The organism is Trichlorobacter thiogenes (assembly GCF_900167465.1).
GTDB classification, from domain to species: Bacteria; Desulfobacterota; Desulfuromonadia; order Geobacterales; family Pseudopelobacteraceae; genus Trichlorobacter; species Trichlorobacter thiogenes.
Genome location: NZ_FUWR01000001.1, coordinates 620,556 through 641,773, shown reverse-complemented (window position 1 = coordinate 641,773; position 21,218 = coordinate 620,556). Strand labels below are relative to the sequence as shown.

The 21,218-nt window shown below is 44.8% G+C and carries 15 protein-coding genes; all 15 read right to left on the bottom strand.

Going from position 1 to position 21,218, the window contains the following annotated elements:
- Positions 1 to 129: 129 nt before the first annotated feature.
- The 15 genes from B5D39_RS03095 to B5D39_RS03020 all read right to left on the bottom strand — a co-directional run bounded on the left by B5D39_RS03095 (position 130) and on the right by B5D39_RS03020 (position 21,218).
- On the bottom strand, positions 130 to 1,293 hold the full coding sequence (locus B5D39_RS03095) for a hypothetical protein (RefSeq protein ID WP_078788918.1): 1,164 nt from the start codon (positions 1,291 to 1,293) through the stop codon (positions 130 to 132).
- 2 nt (positions 1,294 to 1,295) lie between these two features.
- Positions 1,296 to 3,218 (bottom strand): ORC-CDC6 family AAA ATPase, encoded by a 1,923-nt coding sequence (locus B5D39_RS03090; protein ID WP_078788917.1) that lies wholly within the window; start codon positions 3,216 to 3,218, stop codon positions 1,296 to 1,298.
- Positions 3,218 to 4,324, bottom strand: a complete 1,107-nt coding sequence (locus B5D39_RS03085) for a phosphoribosyltransferase-like protein (RefSeq protein ID WP_078788916.1) — start codon at positions 4,322 to 4,324, stop codon at positions 3,218 to 3,220. Before B5D39_RS03085 ends, B5D39_RS03090 begins: the two co-directional genes overlap by 1 nt.
- Positions 4,321 to 6,282, bottom strand: coding sequence for an HAD-IIB family hydrolase (locus B5D39_RS03080; protein ID WP_078788915.1), 1,962 nt, complete (start codon positions 6,280 to 6,282; stop codon positions 4,321 to 4,323). Before B5D39_RS03080 ends, B5D39_RS03085 begins: the two co-directional genes overlap by 4 nt.
- Positions 6,279 to 6,914 (bottom strand): NADAR family protein, encoded by a 636-nt coding sequence (locus B5D39_RS03075; protein WP_208610535.1) that lies wholly within the window; start codon positions 6,912 to 6,914, stop codon positions 6,279 to 6,281. Before B5D39_RS03075 ends, B5D39_RS03080 begins: the two co-directional genes overlap by 4 nt.
- 131 nt (positions 6,915 to 7,045) lie before the next feature.
- The gene (locus B5D39_RS03070) at positions 7,046 to 7,336 is read right to left on the bottom strand and encodes an XRE family transcriptional regulator (protein ID WP_139366651.1); all 291 of its coding nucleotides are present in this window, start codon (positions 7,334 to 7,336) and stop codon (positions 7,046 to 7,048) included.
- A 338-nt stretch (positions 7,337 to 7,674) separates the two neighbouring features.
- Complete coding sequence (locus B5D39_RS03065; protein ID WP_078788913.1) at positions 7,675 to 8,508, bottom strand: restriction endonuclease; 834 nt, start codon at positions 8,506 to 8,508, stop codon at positions 7,675 to 7,677.
- A 20-nt stretch (positions 8,509 to 8,528) separates the two neighbouring features.
- On the bottom strand, positions 8,529 to 9,554 hold the full coding sequence (locus tag B5D39_RS03060; RefSeq protein ID WP_078788912.1) for a 5-methylcytosine restriction system specificity protein McrC: 1,026 nt from the start codon (positions 9,552 to 9,554) through the stop codon (positions 8,529 to 8,531).
- A gap of 2 nt (positions 9,555 to 9,556) precedes the next feature.
- Positions 9,557 to 11,779, bottom strand: a complete 2,223-nt coding sequence (locus tag B5D39_RS03055; protein WP_078788911.1) for an AAA family ATPase — start codon at positions 11,777 to 11,779, stop codon at positions 9,557 to 9,559.
- A gap of 260 nt (positions 11,780 to 12,039) precedes the next feature.
- The gene (locus tag B5D39_RS03050) at positions 12,040 to 15,066 is read right to left on the bottom strand and encodes a type I restriction endonuclease subunit R (protein WP_078788910.1); all 3,027 of its coding nucleotides are present in this window, start codon (positions 15,064 to 15,066) and stop codon (positions 12,040 to 12,042) included.
- 151 nt (positions 15,067 to 15,217) lie between these two features.
- Positions 15,218 to 15,760 (bottom strand): hypothetical protein, encoded by a 543-nt coding sequence (locus B5D39_RS03045; RefSeq protein ID WP_078788909.1) that lies wholly within the window; start codon positions 15,758 to 15,760, stop codon positions 15,218 to 15,220.
- Positions 15,754 to 16,479 (bottom strand): DUF3800 domain-containing protein, encoded by a 726-nt coding sequence (locus B5D39_RS03040; protein WP_078788908.1) that lies wholly within the window; start codon positions 16,477 to 16,479, stop codon positions 15,754 to 15,756. Before B5D39_RS03040 ends, B5D39_RS03045 begins: the two co-directional genes overlap by 7 nt.
- A 39-nt stretch (positions 16,480 to 16,518) precedes the next feature.
- Entirely contained in the window at positions 16,519 to 17,832 is a 1,314-nt protein-coding gene (locus tag B5D39_RS03035) for a restriction endonuclease subunit S (RefSeq protein ID WP_208610534.1), read from the bottom strand.
- On the bottom strand, positions 17,829 to 20,168 hold the full coding sequence (locus B5D39_RS03030) for a type I restriction-modification system subunit M (protein ID WP_078788907.1): 2,340 nt from the start codon (positions 20,166 to 20,168) through the stop codon (positions 17,829 to 17,831). Before B5D39_RS03030 ends, B5D39_RS03035 begins: the two co-directional genes overlap by 4 nt.
- A 735-nt stretch (positions 20,169 to 20,903) precedes the next feature.
- The gene (locus B5D39_RS03020; RefSeq protein ID WP_078788905.1) at positions 20,904 to 21,218 is read right to left on the bottom strand and encodes a hypothetical protein; all 315 of its coding nucleotides are present in this window, start codon (positions 21,216 to 21,218) and stop codon (positions 20,904 to 20,906) included.

The window sequence follows — 21,218 nt, the reverse complement described above, 5'->3', positions numbered from 1 at the left end:
GGAACGGAAAGATATTTAAAATTAACAATATATTTTTTAATATCCGGAATGTGATGAAGGGGATGAACTCAATTAAGCAATCAGAATAAAAATAAGTAAATAGTATTTATTGTGGTTCCAAATGTTATTTCAAGTCGACAGATAGGCTTCTCCAGTAAGTAACAACACTGTGATCTCTGGTTTCGATGTGTGAAGATCTTCGATAGAAGCTATATATCTTTTAGGCTCTGCGCATGGAATGGCAACTCCATAATCTGCTGTCATTTCAGTTGGTCTCATTTCAAAACATGCCAACCCTGATCCGATTGTAATAAGTTTACTAGCCAGTGGTGTCACAACAAGACAACAACCACCAAGCAGTGTTAGGCTTTCACGATATCGTTGCATTGCCAGAAGAAGTTGACGGTAGGCTTCAAAAGGATGGCTTTCGTGCGCATAGAGGATATTATTTGTAGGTGTCTGTCTTGCTGCAAACAATGGGCGTCTGTATTCCACTAGCAACCTGTCTCCTCTTCGAGGATCGCTAGAGGGATGGGGTACAACTGGGCATATCTCGGCAGAATCTGGAATTAATGACCTCATGACTTTATCAAAATGGCTAACACGATTTTCACCAAGTATAGGAAACCAAACGAGGGGCCAATCTTGTACACTCTCAGCGTGTAGAGCGCTAGAGAAACCGGGGATCAACACCAAATCGTTACTTGGGTCTTCTGACAGTATCTTACTGTCAAGAGTTGCATCTTCTCCCACCAGTATTTGAAAGTTTATACCATTTGCCCAAAGCGCATTAGGGGCGTTTTTGTCAACGATCAGCTTTCTAAGAATGTTAGTCATTAATGACAAGTAAACAACGCGGGGCAATGAACTAACATCTAGTATAATATCTGTTTGGTCCGTTATATGAGAGAGCACCGCAACAGTGCCGTATCTCAGTGCATTGTTGGCACTAAGATCATCCTCATCTGATGATTGCGACCCAATGTTGACACTCTTTACTTCCCCAATTTCTTTGAATAGTTCAAGCATTTCATGGTTATTGTTTTCAGTTTGCTTTTTCAATTCGTCATTTAGCTCGTAACCCTCTAACCCTACTAATAGTAGCTCTGCTTTTTCAACAGTGCGTCCTGTAGAACTGATGTTTTGTAAAAATTCAGAAAGAACTGATTTCCCCCGAACATCGAACCCACTACCTGCAATATATAACAACCTAACTGGACGATCTTGGAATAATTGATCCCACAGATCGTGAACCCCATCTCCTCGCCGAAATACATAGTGTTTCCAGAGCATGATTAAGTTGTCTCCAAAAGTTTTTTTCGGGCAGGCATCCGACCATATTGCATCCAATCAATCATTTCTTCGATTTTGACGTCCTGCCAACCGCCAAATTGTAACGGTAGGCCATAGTGAGCACACAAAGTTCTATTTAAATAGAAAACAGTTCCAGCATCACGGGATGTACTGGCTGTACTAGAGCGAGCAACTAATAAATTCTCCGCAACACTTTCAGATAGTACGTTTCTTAACACTGCAATTTGTTCCAACAAAAGACCGTGAGGCCTATGGAATTTTTCTAGCTCAGCTATTGAAAGTCTTATCCCCGTTACACCAGGGGCATATGGGGCATTAAGCTGAAACGTTTTTTCACGACAAAATACACCAATTGAGTCAAGAAGTCTTTGCGCTCTATTTCCTTCAGTATGTGACTTCGGTATAAAATCACGCTTCCTTTTCGAAACTTCCTTGAGAAGCTTTTCTTGCTCGTGTGGTGACAGTAAGAGTTCAGGCCTTCTTAACACTTGTTTAGCTTGTAGGCCTTCATAAAGTGCCGCCGCAAGCCCTAGCAATTCTTCTACATTATTTGTTGCCATAGCATATAAGCGGTCTATCCCAAAGTAATAAGGAATTTTCAGATCATCATGTATGAATATCTCTGCAGCACCTTGAACTTGTGAACTGTCACGACCCTCAAGCTCTTCTGAAGAAAGTGGCATCAATTCAAGCGATAACTGACGTTTTCCTTCGTTGCGAACAATAAGGATAAGAGTTGTATAAAGCTCTCGAAGAGAGTCGATGCTCGCCTCTGAAATACATTCATCGGCTCTTTTTAACCAATCCGTATATTGGGTGTTGTTGCGGTGTCGCAGCGTTTGTGCCTTAAATTTTTCAGCCCCCTGAACAATCTCCGCATGCATTTCATCAGGGTGAAATTCTGAACGTAAATATTGCGCAAAATTACCTTTAGGGATAACGTCTTGAGCGGATAATCGTCTTTCGAGAATATTTTGTGCATAAGCTGCAAATTGGTATCCTCGTCCTGAATTCCACAATTCCTCAAGGTCATAATGACGTAAATCGCGACCTTCACGTGCGCCTTGAGATAACAATTCCGAACCAAGTGCGATATTACGTTCAGAAAGCCAGATTGGTATTCTTGGCCTTAATTCAGTTAGTTCTTCAATGAGAAGTTCTCGCTGCTTACGACGAAGTTTATGAAGATCATCAATCATCAACAATCGTTGCGGCGCTATATTTTTCCCGTCTCGAATAAACCGTATTCCCTGAAGCCACAGTATACCTTCAAAACGTACGTGGGCAGGTGTCTCGCCGCTAGGGGGGGATTCGAGCGCATCTAGCTGGGCATATACGTAGCGCTCATGTTGCTCTGCCCATAGAACAAGCTCTTTTGCAGTACCAGCCAAGGGGATCGACTTAATATCTAAGGCAGGTTCATCATATTCGATCTTTATAGTGTCCAATTGTTCAATTGAAGCAAATCCCAGAAAAGATTGCAGATTCCGCAAAGTACGAAGAACAATTCTGCAATCAAGTAACGCACGCAATAAGCCCTCTTGTGCAAAAGCCGCCCCTGGTGGTAAGTCTGCATAACCAGAAGCACATGAAAGGTAAACCCCGAGCAGTTGTGGGCCTTCACTTTCATCCAATACCTTCCGTGAAATTAGACGCTGGAAGGCTTCATTCATTTCAGACAGTTTTCGTGAATTCCAAAATGCACGTAATGCTGTTGGGGTAAAGGCACGCAACAATGTTGTCTTACCACCGCCTGGTGGACTTCTGAAAATGTGAACGGCTCCTACAAATGCATCTTCAGGCAATCGCTCAAGAATTTTAGGCGAAAATAACCGTACGAAGTCTTGGTCGGAAGTAGTGCGCTCAGACATGCGCTCAAGAAATGGATTTGCTCTATATGTCATTAGAATTCTCGGTGACGGCTTACCCGTGGGAAGAGACCATGAAAATTAAATGTTTCAGGTCCCCACAAAATATATATGGAGTTATTTGGAGTGTTATGAGACAGGACAATCGGGAGTGCACAGCCAGCAAATCCCCAACGTAGGTCGGTAGTTCCTCCTACTCTAAAGTGTTTGTCAGACGCCCTGCTGTCACAGTAAGCCTCATTACTAATCAAATCCTGCAATTCTGTATCTGTATTACTCATAAACGAAACTTCTGGTTCAATTACGCACAAAACTCGTACTTGGAGCGGGTTATAACCATTCTCTGATGTGAATTGTTCTGCCCAGTATTCAATATGGTCTACTGCTTGACGTGTTGCAACATACAACAATAAATATACCTCATAGTGGGATGTATCAATGAGGTCCCCTTTGTGCAATCTTTCATAAATTTTCTTTATTTTCCCTTTGAACTTTTGGCTTACATTGTCGAAACGGATGTAGGTGTTCCCACTTCCGGAAAAATCATCGAGCAACCAGATCATATTGAACCTTGGGTTGGCTGATTTGAACTCAGCCTTAGATAAGGAGCTGGTTAATTCTTCGACCATTTCTTTGGCTTTTCCCTCACCAAGTTCGTATGCCTGCCAAATTTGTTCATTACTAATGTCGCCATCACTTGCGCGCCTGATTTCGTTGGTTCTGGCTCCGTCGCTGAGACCCAAATATAGAGATTTAATCCCCAACTCAATAAAACGTCTATCATTTACAATTTTGCCAATACAATGAACAGGAATGTCTTTCTCTTCTGCAACAAGTCGAATGCGTTCTTGAATAATCCAATCTGGATAAGCAGTTTGTACAAGATGAGAAAGTTCACCTTCTGATATATAAATTAGCCTCTCCATAACAAGTTTTAGGGCCGTTGAACGATCATGCGTGTCAAATTGTTTAAGCCAATGCGCTAAACTCTCAACAAATCTTCTCCCCGGACCAAACCGTTGGTAATGGTCATACTTATAATCTGCTAACAATTGCAAGTTAGGGACGTGCTCTTGGACTACACTTGGATCATCCCAACCCATTACTTTTGCTAATAACTGTTGTGCATTTTGATCATTCATACCGGTTCACGATCGGTTTCAGAAATAATATTGTCGGTAATACAAATAGAAAAAGTACTTTCAGGTAATAACTGAATACGCTCTAAATACCATATGGTTGCATCTACATCTCTCTTATGTGGTGGAGAAAGCTTCCACCCCCGGTCAATTCTACGTGACGGCAGGTCTACGCTTAACGAGAATTTGTGTTCGAGTAGTGCTGAATCATTGCCCGGCCAAGCACCTTGGTCACCCATAGTTAAAATATGATAAGGGTCTATTTTACTTTCCTGAATGATTTGGGCGATCAAGCGTGACTTCCCTACGCCACCAGCTAAAACATCTACTGAATGTTTGCTTCGTACCATTCTTGAGAGATCGAGCCCGGCATGTCGCAGAGCATCGGCAATCACAAACCACATTTGATCTGTGGCGATTCCTTCTAGAAAACGTATGCTAACTTGATAAGGTTGAGTCGTTCTTATTGTTTCTATTGGTACACCAAAATTTTTGAGCCCTCTGACTATTCGAGTTACATGGCTCAAAAATTCGCTTGTGTCTTTGCCCGAAGGTTCTGGTCCATCAATACTTGTAATCCATCCCCCATTGTATAGTCCTAATTTGAATTGAGGCCACACGTTTTTTGGTAATACATTTCTCAGGTGTTCCTGAATTGACCCTCCTCGGCCCGATGCTATGCCAACTATAATTCCTGCGTCTGCTAGACGCGTCAATTGATTCAATATAGATTCGGGTGGAGGCGCATCTTTACGTTGCGAAGTGCAAAGTGTACCATCATAGTCAAACACAATGGCTTTAAATTTCTGGCGCTCAAGTTCAATTTTATATGCGTTGAGATTTCGCCTCATAGAGCCGTAACGAAATTTGGACGGCCACCGAGCACCAAGAACTTCATACTTAGAACGTTCACCACGATCATCTGATTCTATTGGCTTTGGTATAAACTTATGTAAATCGGCGTAATATAAGTCTCGCCCGAACTGTGGCACAGTAGGCCGTCCTGGATCTTTTCCAATTTCTCTTGCAATGCGAGATACAAGATACATTTGCGCTACCAACCCCGCAATCAAATCCCATGGTGCCCCGCTTCCCGTCGACATTGTCAGAGTGGGGATTGTAGAAGGTAACATTGTTCGCATGTGCGACCATAACCCTTCTAGAGACGGTTCCACGAGAGCAAGAATGGCACAGTCCGATGAGCGTTCAGCCAGCCACAGATGCCGTCCGTGTGCAAATGATCTTATGTCAGCTAGCTGGCAATGCAGTAGGGCTGCCTCAGCAAGCTTAGATTCTAGATCAGCAGCAATAGAAGTCAGTAAAGGAGAGTAAGTGACTATTACATTTCCACGGCTCACGACTTCCTTTACAAACTCATCCGTAGTATCAAGCCAATCCTGAATGGGTTGCCCATTTAATGTGAGGTCACAAACGTTTAAAGGAAATTGGTCCTTCTGGCCGTCCAATTCGCCATAGGCTCGCGCTACAAGTACTGCATCCATAAGAAGGCTATTAGTTGCTAGATACCCATCTTTTTGTGTAAGGTTAAATACGTGCGTGTTTATATCGGTCAGTTTTGCGATTGACTGGGTTAAAGGACTGTCTTGGCGGTTAGTAAGAACGTGTACACTTCTGGCACTGTGACTTCTTGCACGAAGTAAAGCTTCTATGATGTCAGGGTTTTTGCCCTCGGCAGATATTAAGAAAACAGGGCTTGCTGATGAAAGAGTAGGATTACAGATGATCTCAAGTGGCGTCGATGGTCGCGAAACTCTTCCTGTGTACGCCTCATGTAGGTTACATAATAATGATGCAACTGTGAACGACCCACCCGAGCCGACACCAATTATGCTCAAGTTGCTGGCTCCAGCAATCGCTTTTTTGAGTTCACCAACATCAGCAGTTAATGCTTCTAAATATGTTGTGTTGAGCCTCTCAAGCTCTGTCTCATAATAATTCAACGGGCACTCACATTAAAGACGGATTCAGATTTATATTCAACGAATTCTGGTGTGCGTTTTTGTACGGACTTAGCCCGCTTAAATGGTATAAGTTTTTTTGATTGACCTTCTCTACGTAATTCCTCGCGCAGTTCCATTAAAAGCACACCAAGCATGTTTTTACCCTTCCCATTTACTTCGCCCCAAAGTCGGTTAACTGGGTTGTCTGTCTTGCCAGCTTCAACTAAACGAGATTCACCAGTTGAAAGAAGTAGCTCGCGCAAGTCTTCATGCTGGGTAAATTTAACACGAAGTACCTGGCGCATTCTATCAAATTTGATGGCAGACCAGTCAGATACGATGTCCCAAGAGTATAGTCCATGGGCCGCCATAGCAACTAATGCAGGAGACGGCGCGCTTAAAATCCACTCCTTTACTTCCTCTTTCCTGGCCTTACCAGCTTGGTATGCATGTTCTGATGTAAGATATTCTCGACCCTCAAAAATAATAGTTCTCTTATAAAGGTTGCTGAATACTCCATAAGGTTTTTCATTTGAGCGGTAAAAACTAATTTCTGGTTCAACAACAAGAGACTTGGCGTCAGAAGTATCATTTAAACAGGTGTTCATTTCAGTACAGTTCTTTTTATTCATGGCAGAGCCTCCTCATTTGTTCCGGAATATTTATTGATTTCAGAGGTATTACAATAATTGAGAATGGGTCGCCTCAATTTAACCGGTCTCGTCTCCGATGAAATGACTAGGTAGGTTCCTAAGCTTCGTTATCATACATTTATTATTTTTTGTCCGCACAGCGGTTTCATACGAGATGCATTTTTTCGCTGTTTACGAACCTGTTGCTCCGTCTTCTCCAACTTGGCAAATAGAACCATTATGTCTACATCAAGCCGCCCCAGCTCAACCATCATAAAAACAATAATCGCGACGTGTTTCGGAACCTCACCAAGTTTTGAATAGTTAGAAACAGACTTATGATTCATGCCAATAAGCCCGGCAAACTCTTTGAGTTCCAAGCCCGATTTACGCACGTATCCCTTAAAGGTTTCATAATCCATAATCAGGTTATACATTAAATATGTACAAAATACATCAATAATTTACTAGAACCACTAAAAATGTACAAAGTACATTTATAATGTATTACACGTATCAATTGTGGCAAGTGAAATAAAATTTGGGAATGTGGTGGCTACGAAAATGGTGAGACTTGGATACCAAATGCTAAGCTTAGTTGATCAATTGAAAGAATACCAAGAATATGGGATGAATATCCCCACCTTCGTACGACTTGTGAAAATAACCTATCATAATTGCTTCCTATCTACAGGACTTATTACGTAATTCTCCGGGGCAAATAACCTTGCCAAGCAGATTTAGTAAATATATTTAAGCATCATAGAGGAGCTGTCCCGTTACACTTAGGATAAGCGACACAACCCCAGAATTCCTTGCCGGCATTAGTACCTTGGCGTGCCACGCGCTTTTTCATTTTTGCACTACACTTTGGACAAACAGGCGGTGTCACTGCTGGTTGTGATGGTGCTGATACTGCAACCGTTTTGCTGGCAACATCTATCATCTCGCGTAACTTGCGACCGTCGATGAGAGTGATATTGAGTCCATAGGCAAATGTTTTCGCCTCGCCGGTGTACTCTCCGGACGTCACGAAGTATCCACCAGCAACACCACGCGCTGTCATCACACCATAAAACTCCCGCACCGGTTGCACCCCAACCTTGTAGGCCTTCCACTGTTTGCATTGGACAAGATACGTTTCACTTTTCTGCCGGAGAACCAGGTCAATGCCTCCATCAGGACCGTTGCCACCCTCACGTGTCACCTGAAATCCATTGCGCCGGTAATATTCACTCACCAGGCGTTCAAAATCAGCCCAGCTCATCTCGTTCAAAGCAGCAACACCAGGTCGAGTCGCCACGTTATCGTAGAGCTTCTTCTGGCGTAGTGCCGAAATTCCTGAAAGAAGAGCCCCGAAGCCAAAAGCAATTGGAAGTACAAACTGGCCAAACATAGCCATGGTTGTAAAAAGGCTCTTTGCAACTGCATCACCCATCTGACCAGGCGTAGCGGCAGATGGCATGACTGGACGCGAGGCAATTGCATGCAGAACCATGTATGACACCAATGATAAGGCAAGACCAGCCCACCACGGCAATTTGCTGACGATCAGAATCATATCTTCAAATGGACTGGTCCTCTTTCGTGCCATAACATCTCCATCAACCGGTGTTAAATTACGAACGATAATAAACTATTATGGATATCCTTCCAGCCCTGATTCAGATTGATCGACCGTACACTCATCCTATGGCCGTGAATCTCATACTGGAGTTCAAGATCCTCGACAACCGACGGATACAACAGCATTCCTTCATAAAGGTGAGGCGCATCATTACCAGCCGCATTCTTGATGTAGGCAAACAATTGGTATAAATGATCTGGCCTCACCATCTCTTTGCTGTGGTGGGTCACTAATGCCTGTTTGTAGAACTTCGTGTCAATTATGATCTTTCTATCTCCAGACACTAATGTAATGTCGGTATTCATCCTGGGAAGCGATGCTGTAGCGCGATCCGACAACCCATGCCCTCTCCATGGAATCCCGCCGGCAGTAACTTTAAATCCTGGCAGCTCGCGCCGGTAGAAATTACGGACAAACTCCTGGAACAATTGCCACATCTTCTTGTCTCGTAAAAAATCCCGGAAACGTGCGTCTCCAGCCCTATCTCCGACAAGAAGATTTTCGTATACCAGTTCACAAACCTTCATTGGGAAGTCATAAAAGTAGTTGTTTCTGTGGAGGTGAACAGATCTAAAGGTTTTACCACCGAGCTCTATTTCATCAATACCATGAAATCTGCGGTAAATACCTACCAGCTGTTCTTTTAAGTCAGAATCAAGGCTTTTCTCCAAGATGAGGCGGTGAATGATGGTTTTCAGTATCTGGTTATGAAGAACGTTGTAGTGCAGATCATCGAAGTGGCAATGAGCCTTGCCCTGATGAAAAAGGGTGCGCCTGAGAGAGGGGTTAAAGAGCACCTTCCCTCTCAGGGATGGGCGATCCTCATGATGTTCGATATAACCCCGATCCAGGCCCCGCTTCAACAGATGCGTTGTCGCTCCGATCAATACCTTTGCCAATAGATCGACAATGTTAGCGCAGTCTTCTACCGGAACATCAACAATGTCTCGTTCTTCTAGCTTGTTCCAGGCGTAGCAGAGGAGGTAATAAATATTTTGAATCGGAATATGCATGATCAGACGGACAGCAATCCCGCTATTTTTTGCTGAGCCTTATTTTCATCGTCAAACCAGTATTCGCGAACAAGAGGAGCAATTTCCCGTTTTATGATCATTTCAAACCATACCTGATCATATTTGGCAATTCCTCCATTTGGACAGAAAAAGCTGTGCCCGATGCAGAATCCTGCCCCCAAATTCTTCTGGTCGCTGGAAATATCGCTATTGAGTTGGTTTATCTTGTCAATAATCCGCTTTATCAGATCTTTTGGAACATCTTTCGATTCAAGGTGTTCGGAGAATTTATCGCCAAAATTAGGCTTGAGATCGACAAAGCTGAACCGACGTCGGAGAGCATAATCAACAATCGCCAAGGAACGATCAGCAGTGTTCATAGTGCCGATAAAATGAAGATTCTTTGGGATGTAAAACCGGTCGGCAGCGGTGCGCGAGTATGTAAGTGGCATTGCAAATGACTTATCTCGTTTGTCAGACTCAATCAGCATGAGCAATTCACCAAAAATCTTGCTCAGGTTGCCGCGATTGATTTCATCAATAATGAAGAAGTAATCACGTAGATCGTCCTCTTGGGCACGACGGCAGAAATCATAAAAGATGCCATTTTTAAGCTCAAACCCTCCATCACCATTGGGGCGATATCCCTGGATAAAATCTTCGTAGGAGTAAGATTGATGGAATTGAATCATCTCGACCCGACTCGCATCCTTTACGCCCATCATTGCATAGGCCAATCTTTTGGCAATGAAGGTTTTTCCTACACCCGGCGGTCCTTGGAGAATGATGTTTTTCTTGTATTGAATAAGGTCCAGGATTTCCTGAAACCCAGACTCCTCTATAAAAACCTCCGCCATTGCATCGTCTATATTGTAACTAGGGCTATCTAAAACCGGTAGTATTGGTGGTTTGGATACTTTGTCGTCAACGTAATCATCAACTTCACTCATGGGATTTTCTGTGGTTGCCATTAGAACTAATGGGAAAAGTTGCTTAAATAGAATTGATATTCTGTTAACGAGCTCATTCCTGCTGCTTGTCAACACTTCAGCCCTTTTAATTGATACACCAGCTCTCATACTCGTGGTTGAAACTTCTTTTAGCCATTGCTCAAATGTGAGGTCATTGCCACTAAACAATCTATCCTCACCACCTAACGACAGAGACTTGTCCCTGGTTTGAGCATCCAATAATTTTCCAATATCTTTCCCGAAAAGCCCCGCATTCTTTAAGAAACGTTCTTTTTGTTCCTTTCCATGTTCTCCCATGTAAAAGCCTGCTTCGAGGCTTTCATGATCCATCCAGACAAACAATTGTGCATCGGTGGTTCTTTCGCCACCTTTTGGAAAGAGCGCTCCCCAATAAAAATCCCAAGCTCCTCCCTTTCCATAATCGTTTTTCAATATCCGTGCAAAAATCTTCTTCTCTGTTTCCATTTTGGAAATCATTTTGCATGGGAGATGTGTGACAACTTCCTTTAGAAGGGACTGGAGAGGGAACTCGACTAATTTTTTGAAATTTTCTTTGTTCGCATGATAAGTGACTGCTACAGGCGCTGCATGTAATTTATCCAGCAATTCAAAACTCGCAGTTGAAAATAAATAATCGGCCGAAATTGTATCTTCTGATTTAGTCTCAGGAACGGGCGTGTTTTCTCGACCAATGAGAGTTAAGACAATGTCCAATGTTTGAGGTTCAAGGTGGTAAGTTTCCCTGAAACTGTTTACGGCAGAATTGTAGGATTTGTAATCATGTGCGAGAACTTCGTCTGTTACAACATTTATCCCGCCAATCATGACTTTAATCCAAATATTGAATAAATCGGGGTCGCGCAAATAAAGAATAAATGAAGGAAACCCACCTCCAGCTCCCTTGATGGGCTTTTCTTTCAAAAACTGATCAACAAGACTGTAAGCCTTTGCTTCTGAAACTTCCCATAATTCCTTGATCCATTTATTTACAGTTTCAGGTTGTTCAGCAATGAGCTTCCTATTATTACCCAAAAATGTGATGCCATAACGACCCTCTTTCAAACTACCATTTTCATAGTCACGGTCCGCAACTTTGAAAAACTGAGAAAGTTGGTCCTTTGATAAATGACCGAGATTTTCTGCAATAAGGTCCCGTGCTTCTTTCTCTGCGTCTTTTCGTGCGGCAATACGTTCCGGCGGAGCATAATTTGAAATAAAGCTCTCAATAAGTTCCGAATACATTTTGTCAGCCATACTTTATGCCTCCGCTAGTTATAGCAATTGTTATTACGTCATTACCTGTCCTGATTTATCTCAAACCTCGTGCTGCATGATTTGCAATCGTATGTATGGGTATGATCAGAAACGGTACCATCTCTTCTTGTATAACCTTTTGATCTCATTTTACTGCGAGGTACGTTCTCGACCTCTCCCTTGCAAATCGGACAATATTTGATATCGGGTTGAGGACCAGGTAGATTTGCCATACAATTCTCCTTTGGCCGGATCTTGCTCTATTGCGCCATTGTCTCAAAAACAACCTTAGATATTTCCTTGTTCGCCAACATCCTCATAATGCTCGAATCAAAGGCCAATTTAAACTCCGGGTCCTGAGCGTAGCGTTTGTACAGGTCCAGCTCTCGCTTTCGCTCCTGGCTGACTGCTAGGCTGATCAGCTTTTCCAGGGCAATTCGGCTATTCTGCTCATCCTGATTATCGACAACCTGCGTCTGATAGTTGGGGTTATTGAAGACATTCTGGGCAATATTAATGAACTTGATTCGTTGTTCCTCGGGAGTTGCTTCCCACCCGGCGAACCACCTCTGATTGAAGGCTTTGATAATTTCGTCAAGCGGGTCAACCGGGCCATCCGGCCCAACTCCACGAACATTCGGATTCTGCGGATCAAGCTCGGAATCGCTGTCGTCCAGGCCGATACTCTCTTTCAGCTTGACCCGCTCCAGGCCATAGGTTGAAAGGTCAACACTTTCCAGCAGTTCATCCAGAGTGTCCTTGTCCTTATCCTTGATCTTCAACTTTGGAATGAGAAACTTGAGGAACCAGTGCAGTTTCTCCCATTCGATATTATCGAACGGCATGATGCACGCCAGCTGAGCATATATTTTTACAAACTGCTTCGCCTTGATCTTGAAGTCGATCTTGTCGTCGTCATCCAGCTCCAGTTCACGGTTGAACCGGTCAGCACAGAGATCAATAATCGGACTGAGATATTCTGCCTCGGCATCGGAGAAATAGAGGGTGCAGAATGCCTCGACATCCTTCCACTCGTAGACGCCAACCTCGTCCAGTTTCTCTTTGGTGTCATGGAGTACGTTGACGTCAGTTGCCTTGGAAAGTGCGGTTGAAGTGTAGAAAGGATCAAATGCATCCTTGATATCATCGGTGGAATTGAAGAAGTCGAGGACAAATGTATCTTCCTTGCGCTTGTTCAGTGCGTGGGAACACCGATTCAAGCGAGAGAGAGCCTGCACCGCCAATACACCTTGCAGCTTCTTATCCACATACATGGTGGAAAGCTTAGGCTGGTCGAAGCCGGTCAGATACTTGTTGGCCACCACCAGCAGGCGGTATTCTCCAGAATCGAATTTTTCCTCGATATCTTTTGACGGGAAACCGTTGATGGACTCTTCGGTGTACTCGACGCCATCAACAGTCTTTTTGCCGGAGAAGGCGATCATTGCCTTGAAGGGTTGCCCTTTTATCGCGTCGCGGATGGTATGGAAATAATGAACCGCTGATTCGATATTGCGTGTAATCACCATTGCTTTGGCCTGCCCCTTGAGCTTCTTCGGTCCTACTACTTGCTCAAGGAAATGGCCAACCATGACATCGGCTTTGACGGCAATGGTTTCCTTATCCCCCTCCACATAGGCCCGCAGCTTTTTCTGTGCCTTGGCACTGTCGAACAGTGGATTCTCCAAAATGGATTTTTCAATCTGGTAGTAGCTTCTGTACGTGGTGTAATTGGCCAGGACATCAAGGATAAACCCCTCTTCAATGGCCTGTTTCATAGAGTAGAGGTGGAACGGGATAAACTTCCCCTCCGATGTTTTTTCCCCAAATCGTTCCAGGGTAGCGTTCTTGGGGGTGGCTGTGAAAGCAAAGTACGAGGCGTTGTCCCGCATCTTGCGCTTCTTCATTATTTCCAGAATGGCATCCTGCACCTCATCCTCATCGGCCCCCAGAGTCCGGTTGAGGTTATCGGCAGCCGACCCGCTTTGCGAGCTGTGTGCTTCGTCGATGATGACTGCAAAGCGTTTGTCAGACATATCTGCGATGCCATCGACGATGTAGGGAAACTTCTGGATGGTGGTAATGATAATTTTCTTGCCGCTTTCCAGCGACTGCTTCAATTCCTGAGAACTGGTAGCATGGGCGATGATATTTTTGACTTCGGAAAACTGCTTGATGGTGTTTTGAAGCTGCTTGTCCAGCACCCGACGGTCGGTAACCACGATAACTGAATCGAACACTGGATGGCTGCCATCCTTGGCATAGACTTCAATTAGCTGATAGGCGGTCCAGGTGATGGAGTTTGACTTGCCCGATCCTGCGGAATGCTGGATCAGGTAGGTCTGGCCGACGCCCCGCGAGCGGACATCAGCAAGCAGGTTGCGCACGACCTCCAACTGATGATAGCGGGGGAAGATAAGGTTCTTCTTCTTGAGTGGGTCGTTTTCCTTCTCACCAACAAGCTTGGCAAAATGTTCGATAATCGCGGTGAGACTCTGTCGAGAGAGGACATCCTGCCAGAGATAACTGGTCTTGTGTCCGGTCGGATTCGGCGGGTTCCCTTTGCCGTAGTTGTGTCCCTTGTTGAAAGGCAGAAAGTTGGTCCTATCGCCATCAAGGCGTGTCGTCATATAGACATCATCGGTATCCACTGCAAAATGAACCAGGCAACGGCCAAACTGCAGCAGCGTCTCATTTGGTTCACGATCCTTCCGATATTGTTTCATGGCGTGATAGGTGCTCTGTCCGGTCCAGGCATTTTTCAGCTCAAAGGTAGCAACGGCAATGCCGTTGATGAAAATCACCATATCGATGGATTTGAGAGGATCTGCTTGGGAGTAATATACCTGCCGAGTGACCGAGAAGATGTTCTGCTCAAAGAGTTTTTCGACTTCGGGGTTGATTGTGTTGTAGGGCTGGCTGTAGAGAAGGGTGAAGTGGGCGTCATCGATACGGAGGCCGCCCTTTAGTACTTTGAGGATGCCATCTTTCTGAATTTTACGGTTCAGGCGTTCCAGAATCAACCGCTGCCAGTTGGGTCGGTCTTTGACCTTAGCCAGTTCTTCCGCCTGGGTTGATTCGAGGAAATTCCAGAATAGACGCCGATCTATCGCAAGCTCGCGATCAAAATCCGACGACTCACCCAGCCAGTAGAGGTGACCACTGCGATATTGTTCATTGGCTTCGGCAACACCAACACCTTCAAGCTTTAACTGCTCGCGGCAAGTCCCTGTCAGGGCCTTTTCGATGCAGGCTTCCAGTGCTTGTTCGTTGGTTTTGGTGACCATTGAACCCCCAATTGTCTATATGCGTATCCGTAGATTTTTCTTGCTCACAGAAATAAAAAATGTATACTTGAATCGCTCATCTACCATTGTGTAGACAGAGGTGGCCGATACGCCCGGTCGAGAATAGGCGACCTTTCCCCCCTCCTAACCGTTAAAACCATTCACAACCTGTTACAACTGAATTTGCTCCCGTTACGTAATTTCTATAGCGTTTATCATAATCAGTTCGTTTATCAGGCTGATCTATGTAAAAACTCGTCACGAGAAATGATGTACTACGCCCCAATTTCTGCAAGATAACAACAAAATCATCCTCAAACGCCCACAGATACAGCCTGATATCACGCCTTGGATTACTCTCCTGATGATAGAAAATCTTTATTTTGGCGTGTACATGGTTGGTGATTATTTGCCGGACCCATTCGATCCGCTCTGCACGGGCATAATCCAGCAAACGTTCTTCAACGGGCACATGACGGTTACCCTGTTTGACAAAATATTTATTGGTACGTGTCGTTAAATGCCAGAAATCCTTTTCCTTACCATCTTCAAGATTCCTGCTTCGCGGGTCGATATATATTGTCCCATTCAGCATCGTACGTTGGCGGACAAAGTCTCTTTGGAAAAAACCATACAGATAATCGTAAACGCCGGTTGCATCTACAGTGGCCAGGTTCAGGGTGGGAGTCAGCACACTTTCCTCCTCGGAGAGAAGCGGAAAATATTAAACTTCTCCTCCCAAGGCGGCGTACCAACTGTTAATTGCCTACAGAGCCGTTTTTCCAGGTAACCGACAATTTCATTTTTAATAGTACTCTTACGCTCAATATCCTCGCGGTTGGCATAGGAGAGCGCTCCAATCAACAAATCACACAGCTGTATCAACTGTGATTCATAGGAACGAATGATGTAGGCGGTAGTATTCACATTGCCGTAGTTGCTGTTATGCAGCACATCCATGAGCTTGGCGGCCTTGTCCCTGCCATGAGTATCCATGTAGTCGAGGTAAATCTTGTAACTGCCGCCGGGATTGATAAAATCACGCAGGGCATAGAAAAACATCTTGTAGTAGAAATTGTTGTGCGAGCCCTGGTTAAACTCATCGTGATCAAGATAATTTTTATTGATAACAACGGTTGCCTTGAAATGCAGTTCTTCAGAGTCCAGAAACAGATCTAAAAGATCTTTGTAAAATTCAAATTGTTTGCCGATCAGTTTTGTCCATTTAAGTTCGGTCAAGTAGTTGTGCTTGTGACGAAGATATTTGATTTTACGGTTCAGGAGCTGGACTGAGATTTCTGGGCAGCTCAAGGCTCCAAGCACCATCACATTGCTGGTATCCTTCTCAAGATGGCAACTTTCATCACAGAAGATCTTGAATTTTTGTGAATCCGGTATTGATGAATTATCCATTGCTATACCTCACGGCATATCCTGAAATCGACTGCATGATCATAATTTTATTTTTCCTGTGACAGCTTCGGATATCAAAATCATTTTGTATTCCTTGAGGCTGTCGATTAGCTGTCGTTGCAAGACAATGACGTTGTCAATTTTGGCGGACTCTGTTTCTAAAAATTCAAAAATAGATTCCTGTTCAGCATAAGGCGGAATTAGAACTGGTAGCTTTTTTAGCAATTCCTGGCTGAGTGAGGCTCTTATAACCAGATTCATTTCTCCAACAAAATATGAACGATGCAGTTGAGCACTAAAGTAATATTTTGAGTAGCCTGGAAACAGTCTGCCCTTTCGAGGTCGGAATCTGATTAAAAATCCTGCGAATGTTGAGTTTTCTATAGTCTCCATGCACGTCGAGCTGAATCCAATTTCTTCGACAGTTTCAGATGTTCGAGTGAAGAGAACATCACCCTTCACAATAGAGTATTGATCTCTGTCATGAACAGTTGATTTTGCAAGTCCATTGACTGCCTTTGGCAACTCTCGGTTGTTATAAACGTCACCGTAACTGACAAATGGGAACCCTGAACCGAAATACTCGGCACTTGCACTAATTCCGTTCTGTGTAGTCCCAAGATATCGTAACCGCTTAACTTCCCAATGTTCCGGCACCGCCCCAATCCACTCAACACCACTATCACGCATCGGGACATTAGGATTCAGCCCCTTTGTCACGGTCTGATTGACCAGGATGGTTTTTTGCTCTTTGAACAAATCAATCAAGCGCTGCTTTTTGGCGACGGCTTCGTCGATCTCAGCAGTCTTCTGGTCGAGAAAACTAACAATCCGGTCTTGTTCATCGCGAGGGGGGATACAAAGTTCAAGCCGTTTGAAGTCTCTGTAGTCCAGATTCTGGCGCAGCCCGGAACCCATACCATAAAAAACCTTGAGAAGATCATAGGCGTGAAGCAGATAGTGTATAAAAGCTGGGTTGTGTGATGGTTCAGGCCTCAAGCAGATATATGCTGAGGTGATAATCCCACGATCCTTTGCAAACCCAGTCCGAAGGCTGGTATGGTCATTCTGCAGGTCTGTAGGACGGATGATAATATCGTTCGGATTGATAATTTGATACGTTTCAAATGACTCAGGAACAAGTCCGGTGAGTTTCTCAGGTGGCTTGATGATAACTTTGCCGTAGCTAAGAGACAGCACGGTCTCTTCGATCATGCCAACATTTTTATCCTTATTTGCCTTCAATACTGCAAGACCCGGAAGTAGCTTCCAATGGCCGGGGACTTCCAGAAGCCACGAGCTATTGGCTGGCTTATAGGAATCGTATCGCGGAAATTCCATCGCCTGATTCACTCCAGAGCCTCCCCAAAACTCACCAACTGCTTCAACAGTCCCTCTGTTTCGGCTTCCAGCGCCAGAATATCGCGAGACACATCTGATAACGACCGTAGCGGCTTATGTTGATAGAAATACTTGTTGAAGCTGATTTCGTATCCAATCTTGGTCTGATCCAGATTTATCCAGGCTTCATCAACATGGGGGCGTACCTCACGCCGGAAATAATCGTGAATGTTATCCTTCAGCGGTACATTCTCAGTATCACGCAGGTCTGAATCGCTTTCGTACTCAACATACTCGACTTTGGAGTCTGTCGGCCAGTAGCCGAAATCATGCAATTGCTCCTGACGGCAGGAAAGTTCCACCAAAAGCTCATCCAGTTTCTTGCCGCTAATCTTGTGAAACTTCTTGATCACCCGTTCGGCATTTTCATCACTCCAGCTCACGGCGTTGTAGATCTGATTCTTCTCACTGGCAGAGATCTGTATTTTATTGGCCTTAAGGCAGGCATCAACCTTTTCCGTGAAGATGTTGAAATCCATGAACAGTTCCTGGCCGATGGATTCCATCAATTGCCGTGCAACTCCCAGCAGGGCTCGTTGACTCTCCCAGGTATGCGGATTGAGCAGCACCTTGCTGTTCTTCGCTGTCAGGTTGATATCTTCCTTCTCCAGGTGGGCCTCAATGGTCTTGCGATGGTCAGAAAGTTTCGAATAAATCTCATCATCCCATTTTTCGTAGGCCCACTCCATGACATCAGCTAATGCAGGGACAAAACGGAGGGTGGCAATCCTATCCGGCGAAAATTGGGCAGCTTTACGGCTGGGACGTTCGACGGTGACCTTGAAATAACCAAAATCGCTATTGTCAAAAATTTTGGAGACACCGTCATTCGGCATGTCGAGATAGAACTGGGTAATTTCGCGAATATGTTCCGGTGCAAATTCGCAGTTTTTGGCTCCCAGATTCTTGCGAAGCTTACGGAACATCTGGCTGGCGTCAATCAACTGCACCTTGCCGCAACGTTTTTCAACCTTCTTGTTTGAGAGCACCCAGATGTAGGTTGAAATGCCGGTGTTGTAGAAGAGGTTATTCGGCAATTGGATGATAGCTTCAAGGTAGTCGTTCTCGATGATATGACGGCGGATGTTGCTCTCTCCACCGCCGGCGTCACCGGTAAAGAGCGATGAGCCGTTATGTACCGAGGCGATACGTGATCCGCCGGGCCCCTTATCCAGATCCTTCATCTTGTTGACCATCTCCATCAGAAACAGAAGCTGGCCGTCAGAGGAACGGGGAGTGGCGGCAACGGATTCCTCAATGCCACGAAAATCTTTCAACGGCACTTCAAAGCGGCGATCCATTACCTGCTTTCCATCGAGAATATATTTCTGATCACCAGCCCATGATTTACCATAGGGAGGATTTGATAGCATGAAGTCGAAACGCAAACCGGCAAACTCATCATCCGCAAGGGTTGATCCGCAGCGGATATTCTCCGGGTTGTTACCTTTGATCATCATGTCCGACTTGCAGATGGCGTAAGTCTCGTCGTTGATTTCCTTGCCGTAGAGGTATACTTCCGCTTTTGCTCTGATCTGTCCTTCAGGGTGGATGATGAAATCCTGGGCCTCAGTGAGCATCCCACCTGAACCACATGCCGGATCGTACACCGTTATGACCGGCGGCAGTTTATCCTTCACCGGCTCAAAGAGGATATGGGTCATCAGGTCGATTACCTCACGGGGAGTGAAGTGTTCACCGGCCTCTTCGTTGTTCTCTTCATTGAACTTGCGAATCAACTCCTCGAAAACATAACCCATGCCCAGGTTGGTCAATTCGGGCAGCTTGCGCCCATCCGGGTCCCTCGCTTCGTTGGGAGTGAGGTTGATGTTGGGCGAAGTAAATTTTTCCAACACCTCAAGCAGTACATCCTTATCAGCCATGTGACTGACTTGAGAGCGCAGCTTGAACTTATCGACGATTTCCTTGACGTTATCGCTGAAACCGTCGAGATACGCCTTGAAATTGGCCGCAAGGATCTGGCGATTATTGGCTGCGGTTTCAACAAGCTTTTTCAGAGTCCAAGGAGAAGTGTTATAAAAAACGTAGCCGGAAGCTTCTTTGAGTCCCTCCGGATCGTGATCGGCAAGTCCTGCATCGTCACGCTGAAACTTGACCTCTTCCATGACGGCATCTTTGCTCGGTTCCAGTAGACAGTCGAGGCGCCGCAGCACGAACATGGGGAGAATAACATCACGGTACTTGCCGCGCACATAAACATCGCGCAGGCAGTCGTCGGCAATGGACCAGATGAAGGAGACAATTTTATTGTGAGCAGAATGATCCAACTGGTGTGCCTCCTGAAAATTGCAGTTCAAAGAATTTCTGAATAACTTAACGAAGAAGCCGCCTGTCAGCACTTAGGAGACAATGCGGCTTCAGTTCGAGCAATATGTCCTGAAGGGCGCTGAGCCCATCTCCTTACCCTCCATAAATGCATGAAATTACGCCATGTTAATACCTCTTTTCGCCTTGAAAGTCAATTTGATACAAATATTGGCGAGAGACACGCCAAGGAAGCTCCCTGTCCGAACAGAACAGAGTAGTGCAACATGCTAATATATTTACGTTGCTATGCAATTTCGGATTGACAATTCATTTCAGGCTGGTCAAACTTAACCTGAAATGTTGATGAATATTGACCGTCGAGAAAGGAGGGAGGATATGATGGCGAGAAAACTTCAAGCAATCGTTGTATCGGCAGTAGGAACTCTGCTCCCATGCCTTTTTGCGGGAGCACTGGTAGGTGTATTTTTCATTTCGTCATTTTGGTATTGGACACTTGGTATTGCTGTATTGGCTTTATGTTACATAATCCTTGATCGTGTTCACCTACGTCTTTATATTGGAGCGTTGAAAGGTTTTTCAATTTGGTCACTTCTGAAATATGGATACGCGGCTCCAGAATTGAGACCGACAATGTCCGCTGCGGAATATGAGTGGTATATGAACTGGATAATCTATAGCACTCCGTTTCGACTGTTTCGTGATCGTCGGAGAAGAAAAGACTCTTCCGCCTTTCATCACTGGTGAGGCCGAATATATTCCCAAGCCCCTTTCAATTTCAGGATTTCGTCTCGGCTGATTTCAATACAGCCACGATAAGGTGCAACAAGAGCATACGAGTCGGATTCATAAAAGTGAACGTTTGTGCCTTCAGTTTGCTCAAGGTGTTCGAGAGCCTCAGCTGGTAGAGGTATTTGAACACCTGAAACACGAAGTTCAACACCGTACTCTGTTAGATCAAAAACTACGTTGTTCATTGGTTCCGCCGGCACGTACCCATTCCCCATAATTGCAATGATCCCGTCAGATACGAATAGTATCTTTTCAATCAC